The sequence below is a fragment of the Sphingomonas sp. CFBP9019 genome, from assembly GCF_034045155.1.
Classification (GTDB): Bacteria; Pseudomonadota; Alphaproteobacteria; order Sphingomonadales; family Sphingomonadaceae; genus Sphingomonas; species Sphingomonas aerolata.
Genome location: NZ_JAXCWK010000001.1, coordinates 739,308 through 765,105 on the forward strand (window position 1 = coordinate 739,308; position 25,798 = coordinate 765,105).

Below are 25,798 nucleotides of genomic sequence, written 5' to 3' on the forward strand. Positions count from 1 at the left end.
TGGTTCGATCAGCCGAGACGATCGGCCTGAGTCCTGATCCACGCAGCAGTCTCGTCGGGCCGCGTCACCGGGATCATGTGGCCGCCGTCGATCAGCGTCAGCTCGGCGTGGGGGACCATGTCGGCGAAGCGGGCGCCATGTACCTCGGGATCGAGAATCTGGTCGTCGCGGCCGTAGAGGATCGCGATCGGGAGCCAGAGGCCGTGATAGCGCGCGACCATGTCGGGCAGGTCGTCATTGGCAGCGACGAGATCGGCAGAGGCTGCCTCGAAATTTGCCGGCCGCGACACCAGCGCGCCGCCGCCGCGCGTCGCGAAATCGGCGGGCACGGCCTCGGGCGCGAACGCCGCGGCTGCGCCCTTCTCGCCCGCCAGGATGGCGGCGGGTGCGGCGAGCGTCCAGGCCACCGCCTTGCGCGCGGCGGGAGAGACGATCGCGAGCGCCGCGAACGCGCTCGGCGCGCTGTCCTGCGGCTGGGTGAGCGGCGCGATCAGCGCCAAGCCACCGACCGCTTCCGGGTGGTCGATCGCCAGCGCGAGCGCCACCGCGCCGCCAAGCGAATGGCCGACAACCAGCGGCTTCTCGAGCTCCAGCGCCGCGATGAAGCGCGCGATCTGGGCGGCTTGCGCGCGGATATTCGCCGTTTCCCCGGGCGCCGAATAGCCGGAGCCGGGCCGGTCGATCAGGATCACGCGGTACTCGGTCGCGAGGCGGTCGAGCAGCGCATAGCTGAAGTTGCGCATCTGCCCGGCAAGGCCATGGATCATCACGATTGTCGGTCCGGTGCCGCGGTCGAGATAGTGCATCCGGCGGCCATCGACGTCGATGAAGGCGCCGTCGGCGGGTATCATTCGCTCGGTCCGCCGCTGGCTCAACTTCGCGAACAGCGCCAGACCGCCGACTGCTGCGATCGCCGCCGCGGCCGTCACCGCGCCGATCGAAACGGCGGAGCGCGATGTTTCGACTGGCACCGGAGTGGCGGCACCGCGCACCTTGTCGAACCGCATCGTTCCGTCCTCCAGTTTGCCGAATTTGAGCGCGGCAAGATCCAGCGCATAGTTCTGGTGCACCTTCCACGGCGCCTTGGACCCCTGATGTGGCAGGATGGCGTTGGCGCGCTGGACATAGCCCGAGGTGAAGCCGAGCATCGGCTCGGGTGTCACCGACGGATCGTCGTGCGTGGGCGTGCACCTATCATAGCCGTTCGCGTCCATGTGGCGCAGCAGGCGGCAGGCGTAGCGGGCCGACAGATCGCATTTCAGCGTCCAGGATGCATTGGTATAGCCGAAGGCGAGCGCCAGGTTCGGCACGTCGCTCACCATCATACCCTTGTAGATCAGCCGGTCGGCGGGGTTCACGACCTGCCCGTCGACGACGAGCTCGACGCCGCCCAGCAGGCGCAGGACGAGGCCCGTGGCGGTGACGACGATGTCGGCGCGCAGTTCGCGGCCCGATCGCAGCGCGATGCCGGTCGGTGTGAAGCGGGCGACGTGATCGGTCACGATCTCCGCCTTGCCGCCGCGCATCGCCTCGAACAGGTCGGCATCGGGGACGAGGCAGATACGCTGGTCCCACGGATCGTAGCGCGGTTCGAAATCGCGCTCGACCTCGTAATTCTCGGGCAACTGCGCGCGGACGCCCTTCAGGATCAGCGCCTTCATGTGATCGGGGCGCTTGCGCGCATAGGCGTAGGTGGCGATGCCGAGTCCGACGCTCTTCCATTTGGTCGCGCTGTCGGCAATGCTTTTGGGCAGCACCCGGTGCGTCCACCGCGCAAAGCCGTCCTGTGACGGGCGCGAGACGATATAGGTCGGCGAGCGCTGCAGCATCGTGACGTGCGCGGCCTTTTCGGCGAGCGACGGCACCAGCGTCACCGCGGTCGCACCGCTGCCGATCACCACCACGCGCTTGCCGGTCCAATCGAGGTCGGCGGGCCAGTGCTGCGGATGGACGAGCTGCCCCGCGTAGTCCTCGACACCCTCGAAGGGCGGCGTGAAGCCGGCGTCATAATCATAATAGCCGCTGCCCATGTACAGGAACCGGCAGACGATCCGCTCCGACGCGGCACCATCCCGCTCGATCTCGACCGTCCAGCGCGCATCGGCGGACGACCAGGCGGCGCGAACGACAAGACGGCCGAAGCGGATATGTGCATCGATCCCGAATTCACGCGCCGTGGCGGCGATATAGTCGCGGATCGCGTCGCCGCCGGCGATCGCCTGGTCGCTCGGCCAGGGGCGGAAGGGGAAGCCGAGCGTATACATGTCCGAATCCGAGCGGATGCCGGGATAGCGGAACAGGTCCCAGGTGCCGCCGATCGCATCGCGCGCCTCGAGGATCGCGTAGCTCTTGCCCGGGCATTCGGTCTGGAAGCGATAGCCCGCGTCGATCCCCGACAGACCCGCACCGACGATCACGATGTCGAGCTCTTCCGCGGTGCCCGAGCCGGAGGGGATGGACGCAGTCTCAATTGCCATGCCGGAGTGCTCCGATAGAAGGATGCGACAGCAATCGCCGTTATCTGGAAACAGGAGTTATCACTTGAAATCAGGGGCGGCAAGCCAGGACGGACGGCGCTATGGCGGTGCATCGGCGAGCGAGCGCCGCGTCGAGCGGCGCAGCCGGCTGATCCGCGCCGCGATCGCGCTCTATGGCGAGCAGGGCTATCGTCATACGACGGTGACCGCGGTCTGCCGCGCGGCCGGGCTGACCCCGCGCTACTTCTACGAAGCCTTCGCCAATAGCGACGCGCTGCTTCTCGCGACGTTCGGCGAGGTCACGCAGTTCGTGACGCAGCGGGTCGCCGCGGCCGCCGATGCGGCGGGAGGCACGCCGGGGGATCGGCTGATCGCGCTGCTGACCGCATATTACGATCTGCTGCGCGACGAGCCGGCCAGCGCGCGCGTCTTCCTGTCGGAATTGTCCGGCATCGACCCGCAGGTCGACGAACTGTTCGAACGCTCGATGGCCAGCTTCGCCGACCTGATCGCCGGCACGCTGGTGCCGACCCACGTTCCCGGCTCGATCGAGCCGCTGTGCCGTGCCGGCGCCATGCACGGGCTGCTCGCGGTGGCGCGCGACTGGGTAGCGCGGGGTTGCGACGAACCCGTGGCGCGGGTCGTGCGCACGGTCGAGCCACTCTGCCGGATGCTGGTCAGCTGCGGGGGTGATGATTAGCGGCGCGATGTCACCGGAACGCCCGAGTTCAGGAGCCCCCTGCCCTTCTCCACTTCCCACATTCCGCCGCGGCGGTCGTGACGACGACGTCATCGCTGCAACACACTCGATCTGCGCCGTTTCCGAACGCCAAGCGCTTCGCTACACACCGCGGCACGGCGGACGGAGATACCCAGTGAACGATGAATTTGCCGAAGCCGTGGCCGGCGCACTGGCCGCACAGGGCTTCGTGCTGGAAAACCTGTATGCCTTGCTGCTCGCCAGCGACGCTGATCCGGTCAGGGCCTGTCAGGCTACGGCGCATCGCATGTTGGAGGATTTCGGCAGCCTTCAGGCAACCGGGGTACAGGTCATGTCCGACGACGAGGTCAACCGTATCAAGCGACACGCGCTCGATCGGCTCGAGCGGTTCTGGAACGGCGTGGAGCGCCGCCTCGCCAACCTGCCGCAATCCTAGCGCTGGGGTTTCGATCCACCGACGACGCAGGAGGTGATGCGCGTCGGGCACGCGTCCCTTGCTATTACAGGGACTTTTCAGCGCGAACGGCTGATGTCGGAGATTGGACACATGGTGGTTTTTCGTCTGCTTATTACCTTCGGCCTCTGCTTCATTGCGGGTGTCGCGCGCGCCGAGTGCCGTCCTGGCAGCATCGAGGCCCTGCCTGAACGCGCGATGCTTCACCTTCCCGCGGCGGGCATGACCGGGCCCGTACCGCTCGTGATCCTGCTCCACGGCAGCACCGGCACGGGGGCGGAGATGCTGCGCGACAGCCACCTCGCCGAGACGGCGGATCGCCACGGCTTCATCGTCGCAGCGCCCAATGGTGGTATCGCCGCGGATCGCGGCTTTGTCTGGAACATCCCCGGCGTCCCGACCGTCACGGGCAGCATCCCCGCACGCGATGCACGCGACGATGTCCGGTATCTGTCGGGGCTGATCGACCGGCTTGTCGCAACCGGTTGCGTCGACGGCGCGCGGGTGTACGCGACCGGCTTGTCGGGTGGTGGACGGATGACGTCCTGGCTGGGCTGCGTCGCCGCACGACGTTTCGCCGCGATCGCGCCGGTGGTCGGACTGCGTGCCGGACGCTCCCTCGCATCCGATGTGTCACGCGCCGATCCCGCGACGTGTCGCTCGACAGCGCCGCTGCCCCTCCTCGCCTTCGCCGGCGATGCCGACACCACCAACCCCATCACCGGCGGCGGCGCGCCCTATTGGCAATATTCACAGGCCGCCGCGCTGCAACGCTGGGCCGTGCTGAACGGCTGCTCGGATCCCTATGCCCGCAACCTCGGCGCGACGGTTTACGAACAGGGCTATGCCCGCTGTCAGCACGGCACGAGCGTCGCGGCGCGTGTGACGCGCGGCGGGCAGCATAGCTGGTCGGTCGTCGACAATGAGGCAATGTGGGCGTTCTTCTCCCGCCACCGGCGCTAAGTCAAAAGTCGGCAGCTGCCAGAACGTCTCGGCAATTCCCGGTTCGGTTGCCAGATCAGATACTTCGCCATCCCAACTCTATTTCGATGGTTGATTGCCAGGTTAATTTGCCAGTTGTTTTGTATTTAATTACCTGACGCATATTACTACCAAGCTGACTCGATGTATTGTCCGCGGTATGAAATAAGGATAAACTGATGACATAAGATAATGGGAGGATGAAATGCGGGGGCTTTTTCTTGGCATGATCGCATCCGTTCTCGCATCGGCAACCGGAGCCCAGGGACAACAATTTCCTTCGGCGCAGGGGGTCGGGGCGAACGACAGCGGTACGGGGGAATTCAACCGTCAGCAAAATTTCCGGGATTTCGCAGTCAGCGTTACCGACGCCAATCGATTGACGATGCGGCCGGTCCCGGCCGGACCCAAGGACATCATTCAGGGGCTGGAAGTTCATGACGCAAAGGGACTCCTCGTCGGCAAGATCGAGGCCGTCGGTAAAGGCTTTGCAGTGGTGTCGAGTGCGATCGGGAGCGTGGAGGTGGACTTTCCGTCCTTTGCAAAGAACAAGGACGGGCTCTTGATCAATATGCCCAAGAGCAAGCTCGACGTCATGATGGCGCACGGTCATCCGGCTCCATGACGTGCCGTTGGGCCTAAACGCCAATAGCGGGGCGTCTGTAGCCGCCGGTCTCGGGTCGCACAGAGCCATGTCTTCCGCCGCTACGGGACGCCGCACCATGCCGCCCGCGCCTGACGGGCACCCCTTTGAATGCGATCGGTTCGTCCGGCGGAGCCCCGGGCTCGCGGCAGGGTCAGATGATTATGCTTCAGCTGCCAGAACCCTGATCGCCATTGGGTGCGATGCCGGGAAGAATATCACCTGCGGGCATCGGGTCTGGTGGGCGACCCTACCCGCGAGACGAGCGTCACCAGCCTGGGGTTCCAGCTACCAAGAAGCACTATCCGCAACGGGGAGAGGCGAATGTTCTGGCTGGTAATGCTCGTTCTCGGGGGACAGGGCACGCTGACGCCCGTGATCGTCCGCAACGCGAGTGAGATGCTCACGTCCGACGATTACGTCTCGCGCGCAGTCGGTACGGGCAAGAGCGGCTACACGGTGGTCGAAATCCTGATCGATCCGACTGGAAAACCTCAGACGTGCGGCGTTGTCTCGACCAGCGGATCCAAGGATCTGGACCTGAAGGCGTGTGCCGCCGGGGTGCTGCGGGGTAAATATGCGCCGGCTACGGACGAGACCGGGTCGCCCATGTACGGTGTCTACCGAATGCGGGTTCGGTGGCACATGGAGCTCTTCTTCGATGCTTCTACCCCTACACCCAAGGTGCCGGCAGACATCGTGCTGGAAGTGGCGAAGCTGCCGGCGGGGCAGAAGTCCGTTGCTGTCACCCTGGCCTATCTGGTCGGGGAAGACGGCGCGATCCGACGCTGTTCGGTTATAACGTCGAGCGGCTCTGCGCCATTCGATACCGGCGCGTGTTCGTCGATGATAAAGCATTATCGCTACGCGCCGGCCAAGGACAAGGCCAACAAGGCGTGGCCAGTCATTCGCATGCAGCGAATTGAATTCACCTCGACTAAACTGGGTTAACCCGACCCGATAGGCGCACCTGATCAATGTTCGTTACCATTGACACCGCTTTGCCATTCTTCCGGTTCGCCCGCATTACCGCTCCGCCCTGGCGACCGGGCATACCACCAGTAATCGCGTACCATGGTGATACAAGTTCGGCGTTAACCATTCATCTGTGTTGTTCGAAATACCGACGGTCTTCGCTAGTTGACGCTCGAGCTTGATGACGAGCAGCCTGGCGCTCGCATGAAGCCCGAGACCGAAGCGGGGACAAAGAATGGCGAACGCAACTCCGGTGACCGTTGATGGCACGCTGAACGACTGGACCGCAGGCGACCGGATCGACCGTGGCCTCGGTGCCGGCTATGCTATCTATGCCCGCAGCGACGGCGCGGATTTTGCCTTTGCGATGACCGCGCCGACCGCGATCGGCGCAAACACCACCGCGTGGCTCAACACCGATCGCAACACGGCCACCGGCTATCAGGTGTTCGGGTTCGCAGGCGGTGCCGAATTCAACGTCAATTTCGCCGCCGACGGCACGGTCTCGCTGTATAGCGGTGCGGCGGGGCAGACGCTGATCGCCAGCGGCCTGCAGGCGGCGTGGTCGGCGGATCGCACCACCGTCGAATTCAAGGTCCCCAAGGCTGCGATCGGCAATCCGAACGCGATCGACACGATCTACGACGTCAACGACACCGCGTTCCTGCCCGGCAGCTATTCGAACCCCGCGTTCACCGTGTTCAATGACACCGGCGTCGTCGCCGATCCCTCCCACCGCATCGCGATCGTGTGGTCCGATACGACCGCCAACGCCTATTTCAGCAAGACCGCGTATTCGCAGCTGTTCATGGCGGCACAGAGCCAGGCGATGCAGGCGGGCGTGCCGTTCGACATCCTGACCGAGGGCGATCTCACCAACCTGGCGACGCTCGCGAAATACGACACGATCGTCTTCCCGTCGTTCCGCAACGTCGAGGCGGGCAAGGCCGACCAGATCGCGCAGACGCTGGAACAGGCGACCACGCAATTCGGCATCGGCCTGGTCGCGGCGGGCGAGTTCATGACCAACGGCGCGGACAATGCCGCGCTGGCCGGTGACTCCTATTCGCGGATGAAGCTCTTGTTCGACGCGACGCGCGTGACCGGCGGCTTCCCTGCAGACGTGACCGTGAAGGCGAGCGATGCATCACAGCTGGTGCTCGACGGCTATGCCGACGGGCAGGTCATTCGGGAATATACCGGCATCGGCTGGAACGCGTTCGCCAGCGTCAGCGGAACCGGCACGACGATCGCGACCGAGACGGTCAACGGCCAGACCTATGCGGCGGCGATCGCGACGCAGACCGGCGGGCGCAACGTGCTGTTCTCGAGCGAAGCGGTGATGGCCGACGACAATCTGCTCCAGAAGGCGATCGATTATTCGGTCCATGGCAACGGGCTGTCCGTCGGATTGCAGATGACGCGGCAGAGCGGCCTGTTCGCGTCGCGCGTCGACATGGACCAGAGCCAGGAGCGCGACGAGGTCAATCCGGCGGGGACCGCGCCCGGCATTTATGACAAGCTGCTGCCGATTCTCACCGAATGGAAGACCGACTATAATTTCGTCGGCAGCTATTACGTCAATGTCGGCAACGATGCGGCGAACGGTCAGTCGACCGACTGGGCGGTCTCGCTGCCCGTTTACAAGGCACTGCTCGATGCCGGCAACGAGGTCGGCTCGCACAGCTACACGCATCCCGAGAACACCAATCTGCTGACCGATGCGCAGATCGCGTTCGAGTTCGGCCAGTCGCGCGCCGAGCTGGAAAAGCAGCTGAGCGCGTATCTCGGCAAGACCGTGACGGTCGGCGGTGCCGCGGTGCCGGGTGCGCCTGAGCAGATCGCGACGAGCCAGGAAATCCTGAAATACGTGACCTATCTCAGCGGCGGCTATTCGGGCGTCGGTGCGGGTTATCCCAACGCGGTCGGGTACATGACCCCGCAGAATGCCGCGGACGACAAGGTTTATATTGCACCGAACACGTCGTTCGACTTCTCGCTGATCGAGTTCCAGAAGAAGACCGTTGCCGAAGCCAGCGCCATCTGGGCCAAGGAATTCGCCGCGCTGACCGCCGGTGGCGATGCGCCGGTCGTGGTGTGGCCGTGGCATGATTACGGCCCGACCATGTGGGCGAGCGATGGCGCGACCAGCCCGTACACCAAGCAGATGTTTACCAGCTTCATCGCGCAGGCCGCCGCGGCGGGGGTGGAGTTCGTGACGCTTGCCGATCTGGCAGGCCGGGTCAGCGCGTTCCAGAATGCGACGATCACCTCGACCGTCGTCGGCAACACGATCACCGCGACGGTCGGCGCGACGACGGGCAGCTTCTCGCTCGACGTCGACGGCCAGAGCAGCGGCCAGGTGATCAAGGGTGTCGCGGGCTGGTACGCCTATGACGCGGACACCGTGTTCCTGCCCAAGGCGGGCGGGACCTATGCGATCACGATGGGCGCGGTGGCGGACGACGTGACCCACATCACCGCGCTGCCGATGCGCGCGACGCTGACGACGGTGAGCGGCGACGGACGCGACCTGGCGTTCACGGTCGAAGGCGAGGGCAAGGTCACCGTCGATCTGAAGGCGCCCGGCACCGACTGGACGACGGTGAGCGGCGGGACGATCGCCAGTCAGATCGGCGAGATCCTGACCATCGACCTCGGCGCGATCGGCGTTCACGATGTGAAGATCGGTCATGAGGCCAATGTCGATCCGGTGCTGACGTCGTTCGCGGGCGGGACGACGGGATCGCTGTCGATCGCCGAGAACGGCACGGCACTGACGACGATCACCGCGACCGACGCCAACATCGTCTGGGGCGATTCGATCAAATATTCGATTGGTGCGGGCGGCGACGGCGCGAATTTCTCGATCGACGCGACGACCGGTGTGCTCAAGTTCGTCACCGCGCCCGATTTCGAGGCGCCCACCGATGCCAATCGCGACAATATCTACGGCGTGACGGTGGTCGCGACCGACGCACGCGGCGCGATCGACACGCAGACGCTGACGATCGGCGTGACGGACGTGGTCGGCATCACGAAGACCGGGACGATATTCTCCGAGACGATCAACGGCACCAGCGAGCAGGATGTGCTCGACGGCAGCTGGGGCAATGACGTGCTCAACGGGCTCGGCGGCAACGACCGGCTCATTGGCGGGCTCGGCAACGACACGCTCAACGGCGGCGCGGGCAATGACACGCTGATCGGCGGCAATGGCAGGGATGTCCTGAGCGGCGGCGACGGCAACGACATCCTGATCGGTGGCGACGACTTGGACATGATGACCGGCGGTGCCGGCGCGGACATCTTCCGGTTCGAGGCCAGGGGCGACAGCCTCGCATCGGCGTCGCGTGACGTGATCACCGACTTCACCGTCGGGCAGGACAAGATCGACCTGTCGATGATCGACGCCAACACGTCGCTGTTCGCGCGCGGCGATCAGGCGTTCAGCTTCATCGGCACGAGCGCGCGCTTCACCGCGCCGGGGCAGTTGCGCTACAGCTACCAGATGATCGGCGGGAAGGAATTCACCGTGGTCGAGGGCAATATCGACAGCGGTGCGGGCGCCGATTTCTCGATCGCGCTGGCCGGTCAACATGTGCTGACCGCGAACGATTTCTTCATGTAAGCTGCGCCATAGGCCGGCGAAGTTATGGCGGGCATAGGCTTCCAGTTAGCGAAAACCGCGCGCGAGGGCGGTGTCGGCGGGATCGTCGGCGCCGCTGCATTCGGTGCGGTGATCAGCGCGGGACCGTGGTTGATCACCGCGGTCGCGATGGCGTTGCTCACCCACTGGTTGGGCACGCATCTCGGCGCACGCGGCGCGCGGACCGTCCAGACGATCCTTGTCTATGCGTTCAGCCTGTCCGCGCTCGCCGCGGCGCCGGTTGGCATCCTCGCGACGCGGGTCGCCGCGGATCGGATCTTCGCGCGGGACGCAGGCGGCGTGTCGGGCATCATGCTGGTCGCGCTCGCGGCCGGCGGCGGGATCGCGCTGGCGATCGGGGCGATCGTGTTCGGAACCCTTGCCGGGCTTCCGCTCGACGAGGCCGCGCTCGCGACGCTGATCCTCGCCTGGCTGACACAGGTCTGGATCGCCGCGCCCTTGCTTACCGCGCTGCGCCGGTACCGAGCGATCCCGCTCGCCTATCTGCTCGGCATCGGCGTCGCGACGCTGATGTTGGCGCTCCTGCCAAGGCCTGGCGTCCCTGCCGTGCTTGCAATCATTGCCGGGGGCGTCGGCCTGACGCTCGCCGCGATCATGGCGGTGATCCGCCGACATTTCTCCGCCACGCCCGTCCTGCCGACGCGGGACGCGATGGCGCCGCGCCTCGCATGGATCGTCGCCGCGGCAGGCATTGCCGGAGTCGCTGCGATCTGGATCGACAAATGGCTACTGTGGACGGGGCCGCAGAGCATTCGCGCGATCGGACTGCTCCGGCTGAACCCGATCAACGATCAGGGCAGCTTTCTGGGGCTGCTGACGATGGTGCCGGGCCTGACGCTGTTGCTGATCGTCGCCGAGACGCGGTTCGATCGCGCATTCAGCGACATGATCGTCCGGTGTACGGGCACCTCGACGCTGCAGCGTATCGAGGAGGCGCGCAGTGACCTGGCGCGGACGATGTTCGACGGGCTGCGGATCATGCTGCTCGTGCAGGCCCTCGTCGCGGCGCTCGCCTGGGTGTTCGCGGTGCCGTTGTTCGAGCTGATCGGCGCGGACGCACGCGCGGTCTTCGCGTTTCGCCAGACCGCGCTCGGCACCGTCTTTCACCTCGTGGTGATCGCGGCCACGGTCGTGCTGGCCTATTACGACCTGTTCGGGCGGATCCTCGTGACCTGGACGGCTTTCGCCATCGGCAGCGGACTCGCGACGCTTCTCCAATGGGATACGGGGTTCGCCGCGTTCGGCTGGGGCTATATGGCCGGCGCCGTGGTCGGTGCATCGGTCGGCCTCGCGCTGGTCGCCGAAGCCACGGTCAACCTCACCTATCTGCTGTTCGTCGGCAACAATCCCTCCGTCGTGGGGCATGGAGGACGTCTGTTGTGACGGGATTTACCGATATGGGCCGCCGCTGGATCGTCCAGAGGATGCTGGCGCTCGGCGCGGCCGGGTGGGCCTTAGGCAGCCGCCACCAGTCGGTCGCTGCGCCTGGACCGAACGCGAACGCCGCGTTGCGCTGGGGCGTCGATTACGGGGCTGCGACCGACCCCGTGCTGGCACGCGGCTGCGCGCTGCTGGTCCTCGAGCCGCATCACGCGCGTCCGATCGCGCCGCTTCGTGGCCCGGGCAGCACGCTGCTCGGTTACGTCAGCTTCGGGGAAGTCGAGCGCAACCGACCCTATTTCGCCGCGCTGGACAAGGCCGGCGCGCTCAAGGCCGCCAACCCCAACTGGCCCGATGCGCGGCTCGCCGACCTGCGTCATCCGGCGTGGCGGGCAGCGGTGCTCGACCGGCTCGTCCCTGCGATCCTCGCGCTCGGCTATGACGGAATCTTCATCGATACGATGGATAATGCCGAGGCGATGGAACAGCAGGATCCGGTGGCCAACAAGGGCATGGTAGCGGCAGGCGTATCGCTGATCGCCGCCGTGCGCGCCCGCTTCCCCAAGATCCGCATCATGCTCAACCGCGGCTATGCGCTGCTGCCCGACGTTGCACCGAAGATCGACTATCTGCTCGGCGAGGCGATGGCGTCGCGGTGGAATTTCACGGCCAAACACTATGAGTTGCTGAGCGATTCGGACTGGGACTGGCAAGCGGGTCGCCTGCGCACCGCACAGGCGCGGAACCCGGCGCTGTCGCTGATGACGCTGGATTACTGGGATCCGGCGGATACGAAACAGGTCGCGGCACTGTATGCGCGCGAGCGGGCGGCGGGGTTCAGCCCCTATGTCGCGACCCTGGCGCTCGACCGCCTCATGCCGGAGCCGGCGGGGTGAGGATCGACCGCCACCGCGCACGGCTTGCGCTCCTCCTGCCCGCGCTGACCGGGATCGGTCTGCTCGCGGGCGGGCTGATGCTGTTGCCGAAGGAGCGCGAGATACTCCCCGCCGTTCGTCGGGCGCAGCCGGTGCCGATTTCGGCTGCGCGCAGTTCGATGCCGGCGCCAGCATCGCCGGTGCTGCCGCCTGCGCATCCGTCGATCACGGCGCAGATCGCGACTGCGGACGCAGCGACGCTCGCGACGCTCACGACGCGGCTGATCGTTGAGGGCCAGCCGGTGTCGACGCTGCAGGTCGCCTATGATCTGGTCGCTGCGAAGCGACCGGCGGTTGCGCTCGACTATCTTGCGGCCCGGCCGGATGGTGCGGCCGCAGCGACGTGGCGGCTCCGGATCGACCTTCTCCACCGGACCGGACGCGCCGCGAACGCCGCCGCGCTCGTCGCGCGGGCGGTGGAGCAGCGAGGCGCCCTGCCCGCTGCGGACATCGTCGCGGCGGCCTATGCGATCGATCGGCCCGACTTGGTGATCGTGGCGGCGGCGAACCACGTTATCCCGCCGCCCGATCCCGCGCTGGCACTCGATCTCGCGCGGCGTGCCGACAAGACTGGGCGGCGCGACCTGATCGCGCTGCTCGACACCACGACGACCGCGAACTGGCGCGCCGCAGACCCTTGGCTCGCCATCCGGGTGGCGGCGCGTTCCAGGGATACCGCGGCAGGCTTGCAGGCGGCAGGCTACCTCCCCGTCGAGCAACGCCAGGCGGCGCGCGAGGCCATTTTGACCGAAGCGGGCGACCGTGCCGGTCTGCGGACCGAGTTGCTCGCACATGCGGCCGCGCCCGGTGCGCCACTCGAGCAGATTGCGGAGCAGCTGGTCGCGGCCGGGTATCGCGGGGATGCGACGGCGGTGCTGCGGCGTGCGGCGGCCGGGCTCGCACCGACCGCGCCTGCAGCGCAGCGCCTGCTCTACCTGATGGGTCCGCGTCCCGCATCCGACGATCTCGCCTGGCTGAAACAGCAGAGCCTGCAAGGCAGCGCGACCCGGCAGCGCAGCTGGCTGGCCTGCTATGCCGAACGCGACCAACCGGGCGCTGCGCTGGCGTTCGTGTCGCGGCATCCGCTCGCGGACGAGACCGATGTGATGCTGATGCGGCTGTCGCTGGCCCGCACGGCGAACAATGACGCCGCCGGTCGGACGGTGCTGGCGGCCTTGCTCGACGGCCGCGCGCTATCCCCCGATCAGGTCCGCGCCGTGTCCGCTGCGGCGCCCGCGCGGATCGATCCGGCACAGGCGGCGACGATCACGAAACGCCGTGTCGCGGCCGGGATCGCCGGGCCGCGCGATCAGTTCGACCTCGCCTGGGTGGCGTGGAACGCGGGCGATGCGAAGGCTGCGGGACAATGGCTCGACGCGCATCTTGCGACCGCCCCGACCGATCTGCCCGCGCTGCGCTTGATGGCCGACGTGCAGGCGCGGATCGGTGGCGTGCGGGGGGCACGCCCCTGGCTTGAACGCGCGCTCGCCCAGACGCCCGCCGACAGCAGGGCGCGCGCGGAAGTGCTCGAGAAGCTCGGGCGTCGGGCCGAGGCAGTGAAATTGGTCGAGACGCTGCGATCCGAAACGCCGCAGGACCGATCGCTCGCCGCGCTGCACGCCCGGCTGCTGATCACGCAGGGCCAGCCGGGCCGGGCGCGGACGGTGCTGGCGCAATGATCAGCCTGTTTTTCTGCCTCGCGGATGCGCCGTTGCTGGTCGTACCCCGGACCGTCTTTGCGGATGGCCGGATCGTCACGTCCGAGTCCCGGCTCGCCTGGCCCGACGACGCCGTCGTCCGGATCGAGGATCGTGACGGCGAACTGGTCGCGCGGTTCGATCGACCGATCGCGCCCGCACGGCTCGCCGCGTTCCGTGAGGCGGCGGGCGACGTGATCGGCGATCTGCGCTGGAACGATGACAGCCTGGTCCTCCGTCCCGCGGCGGGCTGGACGATGCGCTGGCGGCAGAAGGGCCCGGTCGTCGCGCTCGCCTTCTCTCCACCCGCGGACGCCGCGCTGCTCGAGGCTACCGACGACAGCGCATCCGACGCCGCACTGGCTGCAATCGAGGCGGACGTGGCCGCCGGCTATCCGGGATCGGCCCTGCGCGCGGCGACGAGCCTTGCACAGCGCTATCCGGCCGACCGACGCGCCGCCCGTCTGCTCGCCGACACGCGTCTCGCGCAGGGCGACGTCCGCGGCGCGGCGCGCGAGTACCGCGTGCTCAAGGCAGACGACCTGACCGCACGGCGTACGATCGCCGCCGCGGCGGGGGCCGCCAGCATCGGCGTCACCGCGCGTGACGGCAGCGACCTCGCGCAGACAGAGTTCGCCGCGCGGATCGACGCAGCGGTCGGCGGCACGCTCGACGTGGGAGGCGGCGTTCGCCATCTCGTCAGCAACGTCGCCACCGCCGCGCCGACCGTGCGATCCGGCGACACCGTCGTCGACGCCTCGCTGGCCGCAGCGTTCGACGGCGCGGTCCGCATCCAGCTCTTCGCCTCCGCCGCGCTCGACGATGCGGTGACGGGTGGCGGTGCCAGGATTACGGCAGGGGCCGCCGACGCTCAGTTCCGCGCGACCTTGAGCCGCCACATGCCGGACTATTCGACCCCGGCGCAGGTGCTGGCGGGAGGATATCTCTCGCGCGCGCTGATCGGCGTCACCTACCGCCTGACGCCGGGCGTGGTCGCGCAAGGAGATTTCGGCGCCTACCGGTACGGCCTCGCAACCGGTAGCGGTGCAAGCGACACCATCGTCGCGAGCGCCGGGGTGGATTATCTCATTCGCCGTCAGTTCCCGGCGCTCGGGCTGACCTACCGCTTCGACGCGGAATATGTTCAGCGTATGCAGCTTGGCGCAGACCGCCTTGCCGTCATCCCGCTGGCCACCCGCGAGAACCACACCCTCCAGGGCCTCGCCAGTGGCGCGGTCGGCGCGGTGCAGATGACCGCGCTCGCAGGCTGGACCGTCGATCGGTTCGGCGGCGATGGCCCCACCGCCAGCCTCGGCCTCGCCGCCCCGATCGCGGTCGCGTGGCGGGTCGAGGGCAGCGGCGGCATCACGTCGATCGCGCGGCAGGGCTTTGCCGGCCGCCAGCTTTATGCGCGCGCGCTGCTGACACGCAGCCTCGGGGATACGCAGTGACGCACGACGACGCTGCGCCAAAATGGCAGGCCCGGTGGCGACGCCCCGTGCGCATCGCGCTGGAGATCACCCTCACCTTCGCCGTGCTGGCTGCGTTCGACTGGTGGCTGACGGGCGAAACTGGGTTCACGCGTGTCCAGCCCAACCCCTATTGGCTGCCGGTGCTGGTCATGGCGCTCGCCTATGGCACCGGCCCCGGCGTCCTCGCGGCGGGAATCGCGTCGGGGCTATGGCTCGCGCATGTCCACGACGACACGGGCGCGCGCGACTATCTCGACCACCTGTTCCATCTCTCGCTCCAGCCATTGATGTGGTTCGTCGCTGCCGGAGTCATCGGCGAGGTGACGATCATGCGGACCGCACGGCACGATCGGCTGGAAAAGCGCGGCGGGGTTGCGGCGCGGAACCTGGCGCGGCTGACCGAGGCGTTTGCGGCGCTGTCGCGGACCAACCGGCTGTTGCAGGTGCAGATCGCGACCGAGGCGCATACCGTCGGCCATGCGATCGAGACGGCCGCGCGACTCTGTTCGCAGGACCTGGCTGAACGACGTGGCGCAATCAGCGAACTGATCGCGCTTGCCGCACGAACCCCCGACTTCACCTGCTACCGCATGACCGGTGACGAGGCCCGCGCATGGATCCGCGGGCCGGTTACCGCGGGACGGCGCGACACCCTGCCAGCGACGTTGATGGAGCGGATGGCACGGCCCCACGGGATCCTGCACGTCGCGAAGCGCAGCGATCGTAGCCTGCTCGACGGTATCGGCGTCGCCGCGATCGCGCTGCCCGATCTGAAGACCGGCGAACTCGTCGGGTGCCTGGTCCTACATGCGCTGCCGTTCGAGACGCTGAACGCGAGCCGTACCGCCGAAATGACCGAGATCGCCGCCTGGCTGACGCCGCTGCTCGCCGATACGCTTCACGCAACCCAGCGGCCGGTCAGAGCCGCCGGGCTGGTCGCGTGATCCACCGCCTCGCTGCGCTCGCGCTGCTGGAGATGGTCGTCCTGACGGCGTGCTGGCTTTTCGAACTTGCGGCCGGCTGGGCGCTCGCAGTCCATGTCGTGGCTAGCGGGATTGGGCTCACTTTGTGGCTCCGCAGCGGTGCGGCGGCCGGTTTTGCGGCGGCGATGCTGGGTGTGACGGGCCCGCTTGGCCTGCTTGTTGCCCTGCCCCTTGCTCGCTTCGTCAGACCTGCCGCACACCGGACCGACGACGAGATGTTCGGCCCTGTTGCCGGGCGTTCCGCACAGCGCGGCGCGCGTCTCGCGGTGGCCCGCATGCTCGACGGGCGGGTTCATCACGCCACCCCCGATACGCTGAGCTCGCTGGTCACGATCATGCGTCACGGCGCGGTCGCCGAGCGGCGGCGGGCACTGGAGACCGTGGTGCGGTCCTTCGAGCCCGCGCTGTCGCCGCTCATCGCGCTGGCGCTGACCGATAGCGACCAGACGATCCGCGCGCTTGCGGCGGCCGCGTCGGCGCGCGTCGCGGAAAATCTGGTGCTCGCCCGTGCACGGCTGTCAGCACGCGTTGCCGATGGCGTCGATCCCGATGCCGCGGCGAACCTGGCGCGGCTGCTCGGGGATCACGCGCGTTCGGACGTGCTGCTGTCCGACTCGCAGCGCCTCCACCTGCGCGAGGACGCTGTTGCGACGATGGCCGCTGCGGGATCTGACGGGGCGGACGACCGGCATGCGGACACGCGTGATGCGTTGATGATCGAGGCGTTCTGGGCTGCGGGCGATTATGACGCGATCGACTGGATGGCGACCGCGATCCAGGCGTCGGCAGACCGGACCGGCGATCCGACCGGCGCGAACGATCGCGGTGCGGCAACGCTGGCGAACTGGTGGCTGACGGGCGCCGCGGCGTGATCCCGCTGTCCGCCTTGGCCGAAACGGCCCGGCAAGCGCCGGTCTGCGTACCCGACGCCGATATCTGCCTGATCGTCGAGGGCGCCTATCCCTATGTGATCGGCGGCGTATCCGGCTGGCTGCAGGATCTGATCACGCATCTGCCCGACGTCCGGTTCGTGATCGCCGCGATCAAGCCGGGCGCGGGGCTGCTCGCGTTCCAGCTCGCCCCGCCGCCCAACGTCGTCGCGGTGGTGGAAATCGGCCTGGCGCCTGCACCGGCGATGCCGCGCGCGATCCCGGACCGGATCGCGGTACCGATCGTCGACGCGCTGGTCGCGTTCGTCGCGACCGGTGGCGCGGACCGGCTGGCGACACTGATCGACGTGATCGGCGGCATCGCGCGACCGCTTGCCCCCGGTGACATCCTGTCGCACCCGGCGGTTTTCGCACGGCTCAGGCGCCATTATCAGGCGATGCTGCCCAAGGCCTCGTTCCACCATTATTTCTGGGCGATGCGCGTGCTGCTCGGCGGGTTGCTCGCGGTGCTGACCGCGCCCCTGCCGCGCGCCAAGGCCTATCACACGATCTCGACCGGCTTCGCAGGCCTGCTCGCCGCCCGCGCCGCGCGCGAGACCGGGCGCCCGGCGTTCATCACGGAACACGGCATCTACCTGCTCGAACGCCAGATCGAGGTGATGATGGCGGACTGGATCGGCGATCAGGTCGACACCGGGCTCGAGCTCGAACGCAGCGTGCGTGATCTGCGCGACCTCTGGGTTCGAGCCTTCACCAGCTATGCGACCGCCTGCTATGACAGCTGCGATCCGATCGTTGCGTTGTACGGCGAGAATACGGCGGTCCAGCGCCGGCTGGGTGCCGCTGCCGACCGGGTCCGCGTCATCCCCAACGGGATCGATTCGAAGCGGTTCGCCGCACTCCCCGACCAGCGCGATCCGGCACACCCGCTGGTCGCATTGCTCGGCCGCGTGGTTCCGATCAAGGACGTGAAGACGTTCATCCGCGCCGCCGCGATCGCACATGCCGAACGCCCCGACATCCGCTTCGTCGTGCTCGGCCCCGAGGACGAGGACCCGGAATATGCTGCCGAATGCTCGCGGCTGGTCGAGGATCTGGATCTGTCGCCGGTCTTCCGCTTCGCCGGGCGCGTGCGGATCGAGGACTGGATGGCAAAGATCGACCTGCTCGTGCTTACCAGCCTGTCCGAAGCGCAACCGCTGGTGATCCTGGAAGGCGGGGCCTGCGGGATTCCCGTGGTCGCGCCCGACGTCGGGAGTTGCCGCGAGATGATCGAAGGACGCGGCGGGGCGGACTCCGGCCATGGCGGTATCATCACCCCGCTGGTCAATCCGGCAGCGACGGCGGCGGGGATCCTCGCGATCGCGGGCGATCCGGCGATGCGATCGGCAATGGGCGAAACCATGCGCGAACGCGTGCGCCGCGACTATGATCACGACACGATCATCGGGGCCTATGCACAACTCTACGAAACTCTGATCCAGCGATAGCCTACGCGCGAACGCCAGATCGGATCATCTCCCGCCGGTGACTACCGCATCGCTCAGATCGGCCGCAACCGGGCCCGCAAGCACCGGAACCGGCGCGATCGGCAGCACATTGCCGATCGGCCCTGGCAAGGCCTGGACGGCCGCCGGCCTAATCCGCGCGTCGGTGGCGGGCGCGATCACGGGTGCAGCCGGGGCGGTGCCAGCGGGCTTCTGCGCACGGTCGATCGGCGCGAGCACCGGATCGAACGGCCCGAATGTCTTGGCCCGCACCACCCGCGTGTTCCACGCCGGATCATAGGCCGGCACCGCCTGATCGATCGCCGCCGCCTGCAGTCGCCCCAGCGTCGCCAACAGCCGCGCCTCGGCGGCATAGGCTCCATAGGTCGCGTTGACGAAGACGAGTTGCGCGGTCAGCAGGCGCTGTTCCGAATCCAGCACCTCGAAATTCGAGCGAAATCCTTCCGCGAACCCGCGGTGTACGCCGGTGAGCGCCGACTCCGCCGCCTCGGTCGCGCGCTGCCCCGCCGCCATCTGCTCGCCACCCGCCACCGCCTGGTTCCACGCGTTCTGCGCATTGGCGAGTGCGGCGCGCCGCGCCGTCTCGACCTCGAACCCGAGCTGCTGACGTTCGGCCACCGCGGCGCGGACGCGCGAACCGATCACGCCGCCGGTCAACAACGGCATCGTCACCGTGACCCCACCGGTCGCCTGCGCACCCGCATCGCGCAGGCGGTAGGAATAGGGGCTTCCATAGCCATAGCTTCCCGACAGCGCGACGATCGGCGCACGTTCGGCGCGCTGCGCCGCGATCCGCGCGTCCCCCGCCTTGGTGGCAAGGATCGCCTGCCACAGGCTCGGGCTCTCCTTCTCCACCACGGCAAACGCGGCATCGAGCGAGCGCGGCAGTCCGGGCAGCGTCGGCGGCACGAGCAGCGTGCCCGGATTACGCCCGACGACCGCCGCGAACCGCCCACGGCTTGCCTGGAGATTGACGGTCGCCTGCGCCAGCTGCGCGCGGATAATCTCGCGCTGCGCCTCGGCCTGTGCGATGTCGGTGCGGGTCAGGTCGCCACCCCGTTCGCGTGCGATCGCCTGGGTCACCTGTCGCCCATAGGAGTCGAGCGAGCGTTGCTGGATCGCCACCAGCGCCTGGTCGCGCCGCACCGAAACGAACGCATCGACGACTTCGAGCAGGATCGTGTTCTCCGCCTCGCGCAGGCGCTCGCGCCCGGCAAGCACGGTCGCCTCCGCCGCCGACACCTGCGCCGCGGTCCGCCCGCCGTTCAGCAGGATCTGAGACGCGGTCAGCGACGCCCCCAGGGTCCGCCCCCGCGCCGTATCGAAATCGCCGAGCAGCCCGCGCTGGTCCTGCGACTGATATTGCAGCGTCATGTTGATGCCCGCGGTCAGCCGGTACGCGGCCCCCGCCTGGACGATCTGCTCGTCGAGCGCGCGAAGCTGCGCGCGCTGTCCCTCCAGCGAGGGGTTGCTGCGATAGGCATCGGCGATCGCCTGCCCCAGCGTTTCGGGCGCTGCGGTTGCTGCCTCCTGTGCCGTCTGCGCGAGCGCGGGCATGGCCGGCACCAGCAGCACGGCGACAGCGAGATAGATCCTCTCAGCGTTCATGAAGCGACCGTGAAAAGGCCTCGGTCAACGGATCGAGGAGATAGTCGAGTGCGGTCCGCGACCGCAGCTTGACGAGGACGGTGACCGGTACGCCAGCGCGGATCCCCGTATCGCGACTGCGCACAGCCTCGATCTTGGCGATCTGAGCGCGCGGCACGGTGACCTCCGCACTGAAATAGCTGCGACCGGTCTGCTCGTCGCGAAGCGAATCCGCGGAGACCGTGCGGACCGTGCCGAGCAGGATCGGCAGGTCGCGTTCGTGCAGCGACAGGAACTTCACCTCCGCCTCGCGCCCGGCAAACACCCCGTCGATGTCGCCCGGCGAGAAGTTCGCGCGCACCACAAGCGGCGCGGCGTCGGGGACGATGTCGAGGATCGCCTGGCCCGGCTGGATCACGCCCCCCACGGAGAAGACGCGCAGCCCGACCACGCGGCCCGCCACCGGCGCACGGATGATCGTGCGCGCCAGCTGTTCGCGGGCCGCGGCCAGCTTGGGCAAGACCTCGTTCAACTGGAACTGCGTGTCGCGCAGCAAAGTCGCGCTTTCCTCGACATATTTGCGGCGGGTCTGAACGCCTTCCGCGCGGGTCTGGCCGATCTGCTCACGCGCGGCCGCCGAGCGTGAGACATAGTCGGCATCGGTCCCGTCGAGCTGCTGGATCGAACGTTCGATCGCGCGGACCGTGTTGCGCGACACATAGCCCTGATCGGCAAGCGCCCGCGTGCTGTCGAGCTGCTGCCGGAGCGAGGCGCGCTGCCGGGCGGTCGCCTGCGCCTGCGCATTGAAGCCGGTCATCTGCTGCGCAACGGTTGCCTCCTGCTGGCGGAGAACCGCGCCGTTTGCCGCGAGCGCGGCCGAGCGTGCCGACCGCTGCGCAAGCTGGAGCGACTTCGCCCGCTCGACGAGACGAAGGTCGTCGCCCTGCGCGGACGCGAAGTCTGCGGGCCAGACGATCGCGCCGCCGCGGACGTCCGCTTCGAGCCGGGCCCGTTGCGCCTGGAGATCAATGACGCTGGCGGCCAGCGCACGCTCGCTCGCGGTGACCTCGGCGCCTTCGAGCCGGAACAGGATCTCGCCCGAACGGACGTGCTGGCCGTCGCGCACCGCCATCGCCGCGACGATCCCGCCCTCGCGGTGCTGGACGGTCTGGCGATTGCCCGCCACGACCACCTGCCCCTCGCCCGCCGCCGCGGCATCGAGCCGCGCGAACGCCGCCCAGCCCAGCCCCACGACGAAGAACAGGATCGCGACCAGCCCGCCGACCAGGATCGCCTGCCGCGGGGAATCGTCGAGACGGAGGCGGTCTGCAAGGGTTGCGCCACCAGCTGCGGGGACGGGGCTGGCCAGTTCGGCGGGGATCATCGGGCGCCTCCGGTTGCGACGGCGGGTCCCGCGCTAGCAGGGCGCAACACCTTGGCGCGATCGTCGAACAGCTGGATCGTGCCGTTGCGCAGCACCATGATCTTGTCGACCGCCTGCAGAAGCCCGGTCCGATGCGTTGACACGATCACCGTCGCGCCACGCGCACGGAGCGTCGAGAGCGTCGTCACCAGCCGCGCCTCACCATCGCTGTCGAGATGCGCGTTGGGCTCGTCGAGGAACAGGATCGTCGGCGTACCAAACAGCGCGCGCGCCAGCGCGACCGACTGGTTCTGCCCCGCCGACAGCCCCGACCCGTCCGCCATGCTCAGCATCGTCGCATAGCCATTGGGCAGGCCCAGGATCACCTCATGCGCACCCGCCGCCTGTGCCGCCTCGACCACTGCGGCGTCGAGCTGTTCGCTCTCGCCCGCCAGCACCGACTGAAACCGCGAGATGTTGGTGTGCGCCGTGGTCGGAAACAGCGACGGGGATTGCGGCATGTAACCGACGTGCCGGCCGAGCTGCTCGCGGTTCCAGTCCGTCAGACTCGCACCGTCGATCCGCACCTCGCCAGCATCCGGCGACAGCGCACCCGACAACACGCGCAGCAGCGTCGACTTGCCCGCGCCGCTCGGGCCGACCAGCGCGACGATCTCGCCGGGCGCGACCGCGAAACTTATGTCCGACAGCAATGCGCGATCGCTGCCTTCCGCGCGCACCGTGATACCGCGGACGTCGATCCGGCCGGTCGGCGCGGGCAGCGTCGTCGCGTCGATCGCGGGTCCCGGCATCCGGCAGAAGGCATCGAGATCGCGATAGGCGTTGCGCGCGGCGGCGAGCGGCTTCATCGCCCCGAGGATCTGCTCGACCGGCTGGAGCGCGCGCCCCAGCAACAGCGACGCCGCAAAGATCGCGCCGCCCGAAATATCCTGCCGAATCGCCAGCAACGCGCCCAGCGCGAGCGCGAGAGACTGGAGCAGCAGGCGAAGGAACTTGGTGATCGCGAGAAACTGCCCCGACGTGCCGGCGAGCGCGGCCTGGCGGCGGACGAGTTCGGCGCGCTCCAGCAGATGCCGGGTGATCAGCGCATTGCGCATCCCCATCACGCGCGCGACCTCCGATCCGTGAATCGACACATCCTGTTCGCGCGTCGCGAGAACCGCGCGGGCCTGCGTGTCGCGCGCGGCATGCGCGGTCACGCGGTCGCTGAGGATCGCGACGCCCCCGAGCAGCAGCGCGCTCACAAGCGCCAGAACGCCGATCCAGACATGGAGCAGGAACGCGATGCCGATATAGATCGGCGCCCAGGGCGCATCGAACAGCGCGATGATCGTCGGCCCGGTCAGGGTCCCGCGCACCGTGTCGAAATCGCGCATCGCCTGGCTGCGCTGGCCAGTCGTCGCGCCATCGGTGCCGAGGATCCGCAGCAGGATCCCCGGTGCCGCCTGACGCTCCAGCCGCATGCTGGCGCGCAACAGCAACCGCATGCGCACCGCGTCGAGGATCGCGAACACGACCAGCGCGAGCACCAGTATCAGCGTCAGCAGCAGCAGCGTCGTCCCGCCCCGCGTGGGCACGACGCGATCATACACCTGCAGCATGAAGATCGACGGCACGAGGTACAGGGTGTTCACCAATCCGGAGAACAGACCCGCGAAGACCAGATGCCGTCGACACCCCCGGACGGCACGCGCCAGTGCATTATGCCCATGGTCGGATGGTGCCGTCAGGGGCGCTGGGGAGGACGTCGGCATCGCGTCGCTTTAGCCACGAAGTTTAAACGAACGGTTTCTCAGGCGCTCCCCAACGCCGATCTGCCGCTTGACGATCTCTGTCTTAACGCGCGTGCGGGTTCGCTCCGTGTGACGCACAGCGTCTGGCCCGGGGCCGTCGCGACCCAATCCCGACATCCGTTCCTGTGGTCATCCTGCGTGTCGCAGGTGTAGTGGTGCCGGGCGCGCCGCTACGGCGTGCAGACATCCACTGAGAGATTACGCAGCGACATGGCCCGCAAACATTCGAAACATGCCCCGTATGAGGAGCCCGATCGCGAAGACGAGGAGGGTCCGGCACCGGTCGCGCCGTGCTGGCTCTGCGGCCGCGCGCTCGGCAAGACCATCGTCTGGCATCATCCCGTGCCAAAGAGCCGGGGCGGTCGCGATGTCGTGCCCATGCATCCGATCTGCCAGCAGACCTTAATGGCGAATTTCACCAATTCCGAACTGCAACGCCACGGCATGAATGTCGACGCGCTGCTCGCCGATCCCACCGTCCGCAAATTCGTGGATTGGGTCGCCAAGAAGGATCCTGATTTCACCGCGACGACGACAAAGAAGCAACGCTGACGAGCTACGCCTCGTCGAGCGACCTAGAAAACGGTGTTCACGGCTTCTAAAACACTGCGCGTTCGCCTGCATCGATATAGATTTTGAGTGCCGTAAGATTGACCGCGTCAAATACCGAGCAGCGAGACACATTGACGTAACAGACCCGGCTATTAGAAACCGGTCATGGCTATGGAGGGGGAGCGAGTGTCCGGCCTTGGCGAAAGGACAACGATCCTTCGCACGCTGGTCGAGACCTATACCCGGCCGCTGAGCCGGTACTTCACGCGGCGCGTCTCCGCGCCACACGACGTCCCCGATCTGGTCCAGGAGGTTTTCCTGCGACTCAGTCGGCTGGAAGACCCGAACGGCATTCGCCAGCACGACAGCTTCATTTTCGTCACCGCAGCCAATGTCCTGAAGGATCAGGCCCGGCGCAATCAGGCGCGAGGCGCGGGATTGTCGGATCCCATCGACGATCTTTCGCTTGAAGGTTCGGATTTCGCGCCCGACCGCGTCTTGGCGAGTAAGTACATCGCGGACGCGTTGCGTCGTGCGCTTGCCGAACTGCCCGAACGGACACGTGACGTGTTCGTGCTCAGAATGCTGGAGGGATTGAAGATGGCCGATGTCGCGCATGCCATGGCGATCTCGACGCGTGCCGCCGAGAAGCACCAGGCACGCGCGCTCGCGCATGTCGCGGAACGCTTGAAGGACTGGCATCGGTGAGCGATCCGGTCATGATCGAAGCCGCGGAATGGGCCGAACGGCTGGACCGCGACCCGGGCGCCGCCATGCGTGCGCGGTTCGAGGACTGGCATGCGCGACCGGATCACGCTGCAGCCTGGGCGGTGATCGCCCAAGCACGGGGTGCGAGTTCAGCGCTGGCGGACCATCCCGACCTGCTGGCATTGCGGCACGCGGCCGTGGCGCGCGCTGCGCTGCGCCGCGAGCCGCGCCGGGTCGCGCCGTGGATACTGGCCGCTGCCGCCTGTGCCACGGTGGTCGCGCCGCTGGCGCTGTGGCGCTTCGCGGATGATACGCCTGCCGTGCAGGTCACCGAAACACCCGTGTACCGGACGGCGACGGGTCAGCGCCTCATGGTCACGCTGTCCGACGGGTCGCGGCTGACTCTCGATACCGACACGCGGGTCCGGATGGCCTATACGAGCACCGAGCGTCGATTGGTGCTGGAACGCGGACAGGCCTTGTTCGAGGTCGCCAAGCATCAGGCCCGGCCGTTCGTCGTCACCGCGGGCGCGCAGGCGGTCACCGCGCACGGCACCGCGTTCGACGTGCGGCTCGAGACCAGCGCGGTGCGCGTCGCGCTGCTCGAAGGGCTTGTCAGCGTCGCCGGCAAGGGCGCACGCGGCAAGCCTGTCGCGATGGTGCCCGACGACGTCCTCACCGCATCGGCCAGCGGCGTGTCGGTTCGCCACATGCCCGGCAGCGCGCAGCGGCTGGCAAGCTGGAGCGAAGGCCGCCTCGTGTTCGAGGACGAGGCATTAAGTCAGGCCGTCGCCGAGATAAATCGCTACAGCGTCCAGCAGATCGCGATCGCCGACGCCGCGGCGGGCCGGGTCCGGATCAGCGGCGCGTTTCGGACGGGCGATGTCCAGCCGTTCCTCGACGCGCTCGAACTCGGCTTTCCCGTCAGCGTCGATCGGCACCCGAACGGCAGCATCACGATCGCCTCGAAAAAATAATCGACCCGAGG

Annotated in this window: 20 protein-coding genes; 16 read left to right on the plus strand and 4 right to left on the minus strand. The window is 67.7% G+C overall.

The genetic code is table 11. The features are described 5' to 3' along the window. Positions 1–8: 8 nt before the first annotated feature. Positions 9–2,477 (minus strand): alpha/beta fold hydrolase, encoded by a 2,469-nt coding sequence (locus tag SOM18_RS03185; protein WP_320481271.1) that lies wholly within the window; start codon positions 2,475–2,477, stop codon positions 9–11. A gap of 64 nt (positions 2,478–2,541) precedes the next feature. Here SOM18_RS03185 and SOM18_RS03190 point away from each other — a divergent pair, with 64 nt between their 5' ends. From SOM18_RS03190 to pelF, 13 genes are all read left to right on the plus strand, one after another. Further along, positions 2,542–3,177 carry a TetR/AcrR family transcriptional regulator gene (locus SOM18_RS03190; RefSeq protein WP_037529919.1) on the plus strand — a complete coding sequence of 212 codons (636 nt, stop codon included), beginning with the start codon at positions 2,542–2,544 and terminating at the stop codon, positions 3,175–3,177. 175 nt (positions 3,178–3,352) lie between these two features. Next, a complete protein-coding gene (locus SOM18_RS03195) occupies positions 3,353–3,634 on the plus strand; it encodes a hypothetical protein (RefSeq protein ID WP_031439951.1) in 282 nt (93 codons plus the stop codon). A gap of 111 nt (positions 3,635–3,745) precedes the next feature. Continuing rightward, the gene (locus tag SOM18_RS03200; RefSeq protein WP_037529920.1) at positions 3,746–4,615 is read left to right on the plus strand and encodes an alpha/beta hydrolase family esterase; all 870 of its coding nucleotides are present in this window, start codon (positions 3,746–3,748) and stop codon (positions 4,613–4,615) included. 223 nt (positions 4,616–4,838) lie between these two features. Beyond that, positions 4,839–5,258 (plus strand): hypothetical protein, encoded by a 420-nt coding sequence (locus SOM18_RS03205; RefSeq protein WP_031439949.1) that lies wholly within the window; start codon positions 4,839–4,841, stop codon positions 5,256–5,258. A 342-nt stretch (positions 5,259–5,600) separates the two neighbouring features. Further along, a complete protein-coding gene (locus tag SOM18_RS03210) occupies positions 5,601–6,227 on the plus strand; it encodes an energy transducer TonB (RefSeq protein WP_128082190.1) in 627 nt (208 codons plus the stop codon). Positions 6,228–6,486: 259 nt separating this feature from the next. After that, positions 6,487–9,882 (plus strand): M10 family metallopeptidase C-terminal domain-containing protein, encoded by a 3,396-nt coding sequence (locus SOM18_RS03215; protein ID WP_031439947.1) that lies wholly within the window; start codon positions 6,487–6,489, stop codon positions 9,880–9,882. 24 nt (positions 9,883–9,906) lie between these two features. Then, entirely contained in the window at positions 9,907–11,304 is a 1,398-nt protein-coding gene (gene pelG / locus SOM18_RS03220; protein WP_031439946.1) for an exopolysaccharide Pel transporter PelG, read from the plus strand. Next, positions 11,301–12,197 carry an endo alpha-1,4 polygalactosaminidase gene (locus SOM18_RS03225; protein ID WP_235188312.1) on the plus strand — a complete coding sequence of 299 codons (897 nt, stop codon included), beginning with the start codon at positions 11,301–11,303 and terminating at the stop codon, positions 12,195–12,197. Before pelG ends, SOM18_RS03225 begins: the two co-directional genes overlap by 4 nt. Continuing rightward, a complete protein-coding gene (locus tag SOM18_RS03230) occupies positions 12,194–13,915 on the plus strand; it encodes a tetratricopeptide repeat protein (RefSeq protein ID WP_031439944.1) in 1,722 nt (573 codons plus the stop codon). The genes SOM18_RS03225 and SOM18_RS03230 overlap by 4 nt, the downstream gene beginning before the upstream one ends. Then, positions 13,912–15,384, plus strand: coding sequence for a hypothetical protein (locus SOM18_RS03235; protein WP_052380869.1), 1,473 nt, complete (start codon positions 13,912–13,914; stop codon positions 15,382–15,384). The genes SOM18_RS03230 and SOM18_RS03235 overlap by 4 nt, the downstream gene beginning before the upstream one ends. Continuing rightward, on the plus strand, positions 15,381–16,349 hold the full coding sequence (locus tag SOM18_RS03240; RefSeq protein WP_160172615.1) for a hypothetical protein: 969 nt from the start codon (positions 15,381–15,383) through the stop codon (positions 16,347–16,349). The genes SOM18_RS03235 and SOM18_RS03240 overlap by 4 nt, the downstream gene beginning before the upstream one ends. Beyond that, complete coding sequence (locus tag SOM18_RS03245; RefSeq protein WP_052380867.1) at positions 16,346–17,260, plus strand: hypothetical protein; 915 nt, start codon at positions 16,346–16,348, stop codon at positions 17,258–17,260. Before SOM18_RS03240 ends, SOM18_RS03245 begins: the two co-directional genes overlap by 4 nt. Then, on the plus strand, positions 17,236–18,768 hold the full coding sequence (gene pelF, locus SOM18_RS03250) for a GT4 family glycosyltransferase PelF (protein ID WP_320481272.1): 1,533 nt from the start codon (positions 17,236–17,238) through the stop codon (positions 18,766–18,768). The genes SOM18_RS03245 and pelF overlap by 25 nt, the downstream gene beginning before the upstream one ends. Before the next feature lie 24 nt (positions 18,769–18,792). On the opposite strand, the gene SOM18_RS03255 is transcribed toward pelF, so the two are convergent. From SOM18_RS03255 to SOM18_RS03265, 3 genes are read right to left on the minus strand one after another with little or no spacing between them, the layout of a single operon-like run. Continuing rightward, complete coding sequence (locus tag SOM18_RS03255; RefSeq protein WP_031439939.1) at positions 18,793–20,394, minus strand: TolC family outer membrane protein; 1,602 nt, start codon at positions 20,392–20,394, stop codon at positions 18,793–18,795. Next, a complete protein-coding gene (locus SOM18_RS03260) occupies positions 20,384–21,757 on the minus strand; it encodes an HlyD family type I secretion periplasmic adaptor subunit (protein ID WP_031439938.1) in 1,374 nt (457 codons plus the stop codon). The genes SOM18_RS03255 and SOM18_RS03260 overlap by 11 nt, the downstream gene beginning before the upstream one ends. Further along, positions 21,754–23,511: a type I secretion system permease/ATPase gene (locus SOM18_RS03265; protein ID WP_081874190.1), complete on the minus strand. Its 1,758-nt coding sequence runs from the start codon at positions 23,509–23,511 to the stop codon at positions 21,754–21,756. Before SOM18_RS03265 ends, SOM18_RS03260 begins: the two co-directional genes overlap by 4 nt. Positions 23,512–23,760: 249 nt before the next feature. On the opposite strand from SOM18_RS03265, the gene SOM18_RS03270 reads away from it, so the two are divergent. The 3 genes from SOM18_RS03270 to SOM18_RS03280 all read left to right on the plus strand — a co-directional run bounded on the left by SOM18_RS03270 (position 23,761) and on the right by SOM18_RS03280 (position 25,787). Then, a complete protein-coding gene (locus SOM18_RS03270; RefSeq protein WP_031439936.1) occupies positions 23,761–24,102 on the plus strand; it encodes a hypothetical protein in 342 nt (113 codons plus the stop codon). 165 nt (positions 24,103–24,267) lie between these two features. After that, positions 24,268–24,810, plus strand: coding sequence for a sigma-70 family RNA polymerase sigma factor (locus SOM18_RS03275; RefSeq protein ID WP_320481273.1), 543 nt, complete (start codon positions 24,268–24,270; stop codon positions 24,808–24,810). Continuing rightward, on the plus strand, positions 24,807–25,787 hold the full coding sequence (locus SOM18_RS03280) for a FecR family protein (RefSeq protein ID WP_052380865.1): 981 nt from the start codon (positions 24,807–24,809) through the stop codon (positions 25,785–25,787). Before SOM18_RS03275 ends, SOM18_RS03280 begins: the two co-directional genes overlap by 4 nt. Positions 25,788–25,798 lie beyond the last annotated feature (11 nt).

Bases quoted from the DNA above. Each gene is read 5' to 3' on its own strand.
- SOM18_RS03265 (WP_081874190.1), bottom strand. From the start codon at position 23,511: ATGCCGACGTCCTCCCCAGCGCCCCTGACGGCACCATCCGACCATGGG.
- SOM18_RS03205 (WP_031439949.1), top strand. From the start codon at position 4,839: ATGCGGGGGCTTTTTCTTGGCATGATCGCATCCGTTCTCGCATCGGCA.
- SOM18_RS03215 (WP_031439947.1), top strand. From the start codon at position 6,487: ATGGCGAACGCAACTCCGGTGACCGTTGATGGCACGCTGAACGACTGG.
- pelG (WP_031439946.1), top strand. From the start codon at position 9,907: ATGGCGGGCATAGGCTTCCAGTTAGCGAAAACCGCGCGCGAGGGCGGT.
- SOM18_RS03260 (WP_031439938.1), bottom strand. From the start codon at position 21,757: ATGATCCCCGCCGAACTGGCCAGCCCCGTCCCCGCAGCTGGTGGCGCA.
- SOM18_RS03210 (WP_128082190.1), top strand. From the start codon at position 5,601: ATGTTCTGGCTGGTAATGCTCGTTCTCGGGGGACAGGGCACGCTGACG.
- SOM18_RS03275 (WP_320481273.1), top strand. From the start codon at position 24,268: ATGGCTATGGAGGGGGAGCGAGTGTCCGGCCTTGGCGAAAGGACAACG.
- SOM18_RS03235 (WP_052380869.1), top strand. From the start codon at position 13,912: ATGATCAGCCTGTTTTTCTGCCTCGCGGATGCGCCGTTGCTGGTCGTA.
- SOM18_RS03270 (WP_031439936.1), top strand. From the start codon at position 23,761: ATGGCCCGCAAACATTCGAAACATGCCCCGTATGAGGAGCCCGATCGC.
- SOM18_RS03185 (WP_320481271.1), bottom strand. From the start codon at position 2,477: ATGGCAATTGAGACTGCGTCCATCCCCTCCGGCTCGGGCACCGCGGAA.
- SOM18_RS03200 (WP_037529920.1), top strand. From the start codon at position 3,746: ATGGTGGTTTTTCGTCTGCTTATTACCTTCGGCCTCTGCTTCATTGCG.
- SOM18_RS03255 (WP_031439939.1), bottom strand. From the start codon at position 20,394: ATGAACGCTGAGAGGATCTATCTCGCTGTCGCCGTGCTGCTGGTGCCG.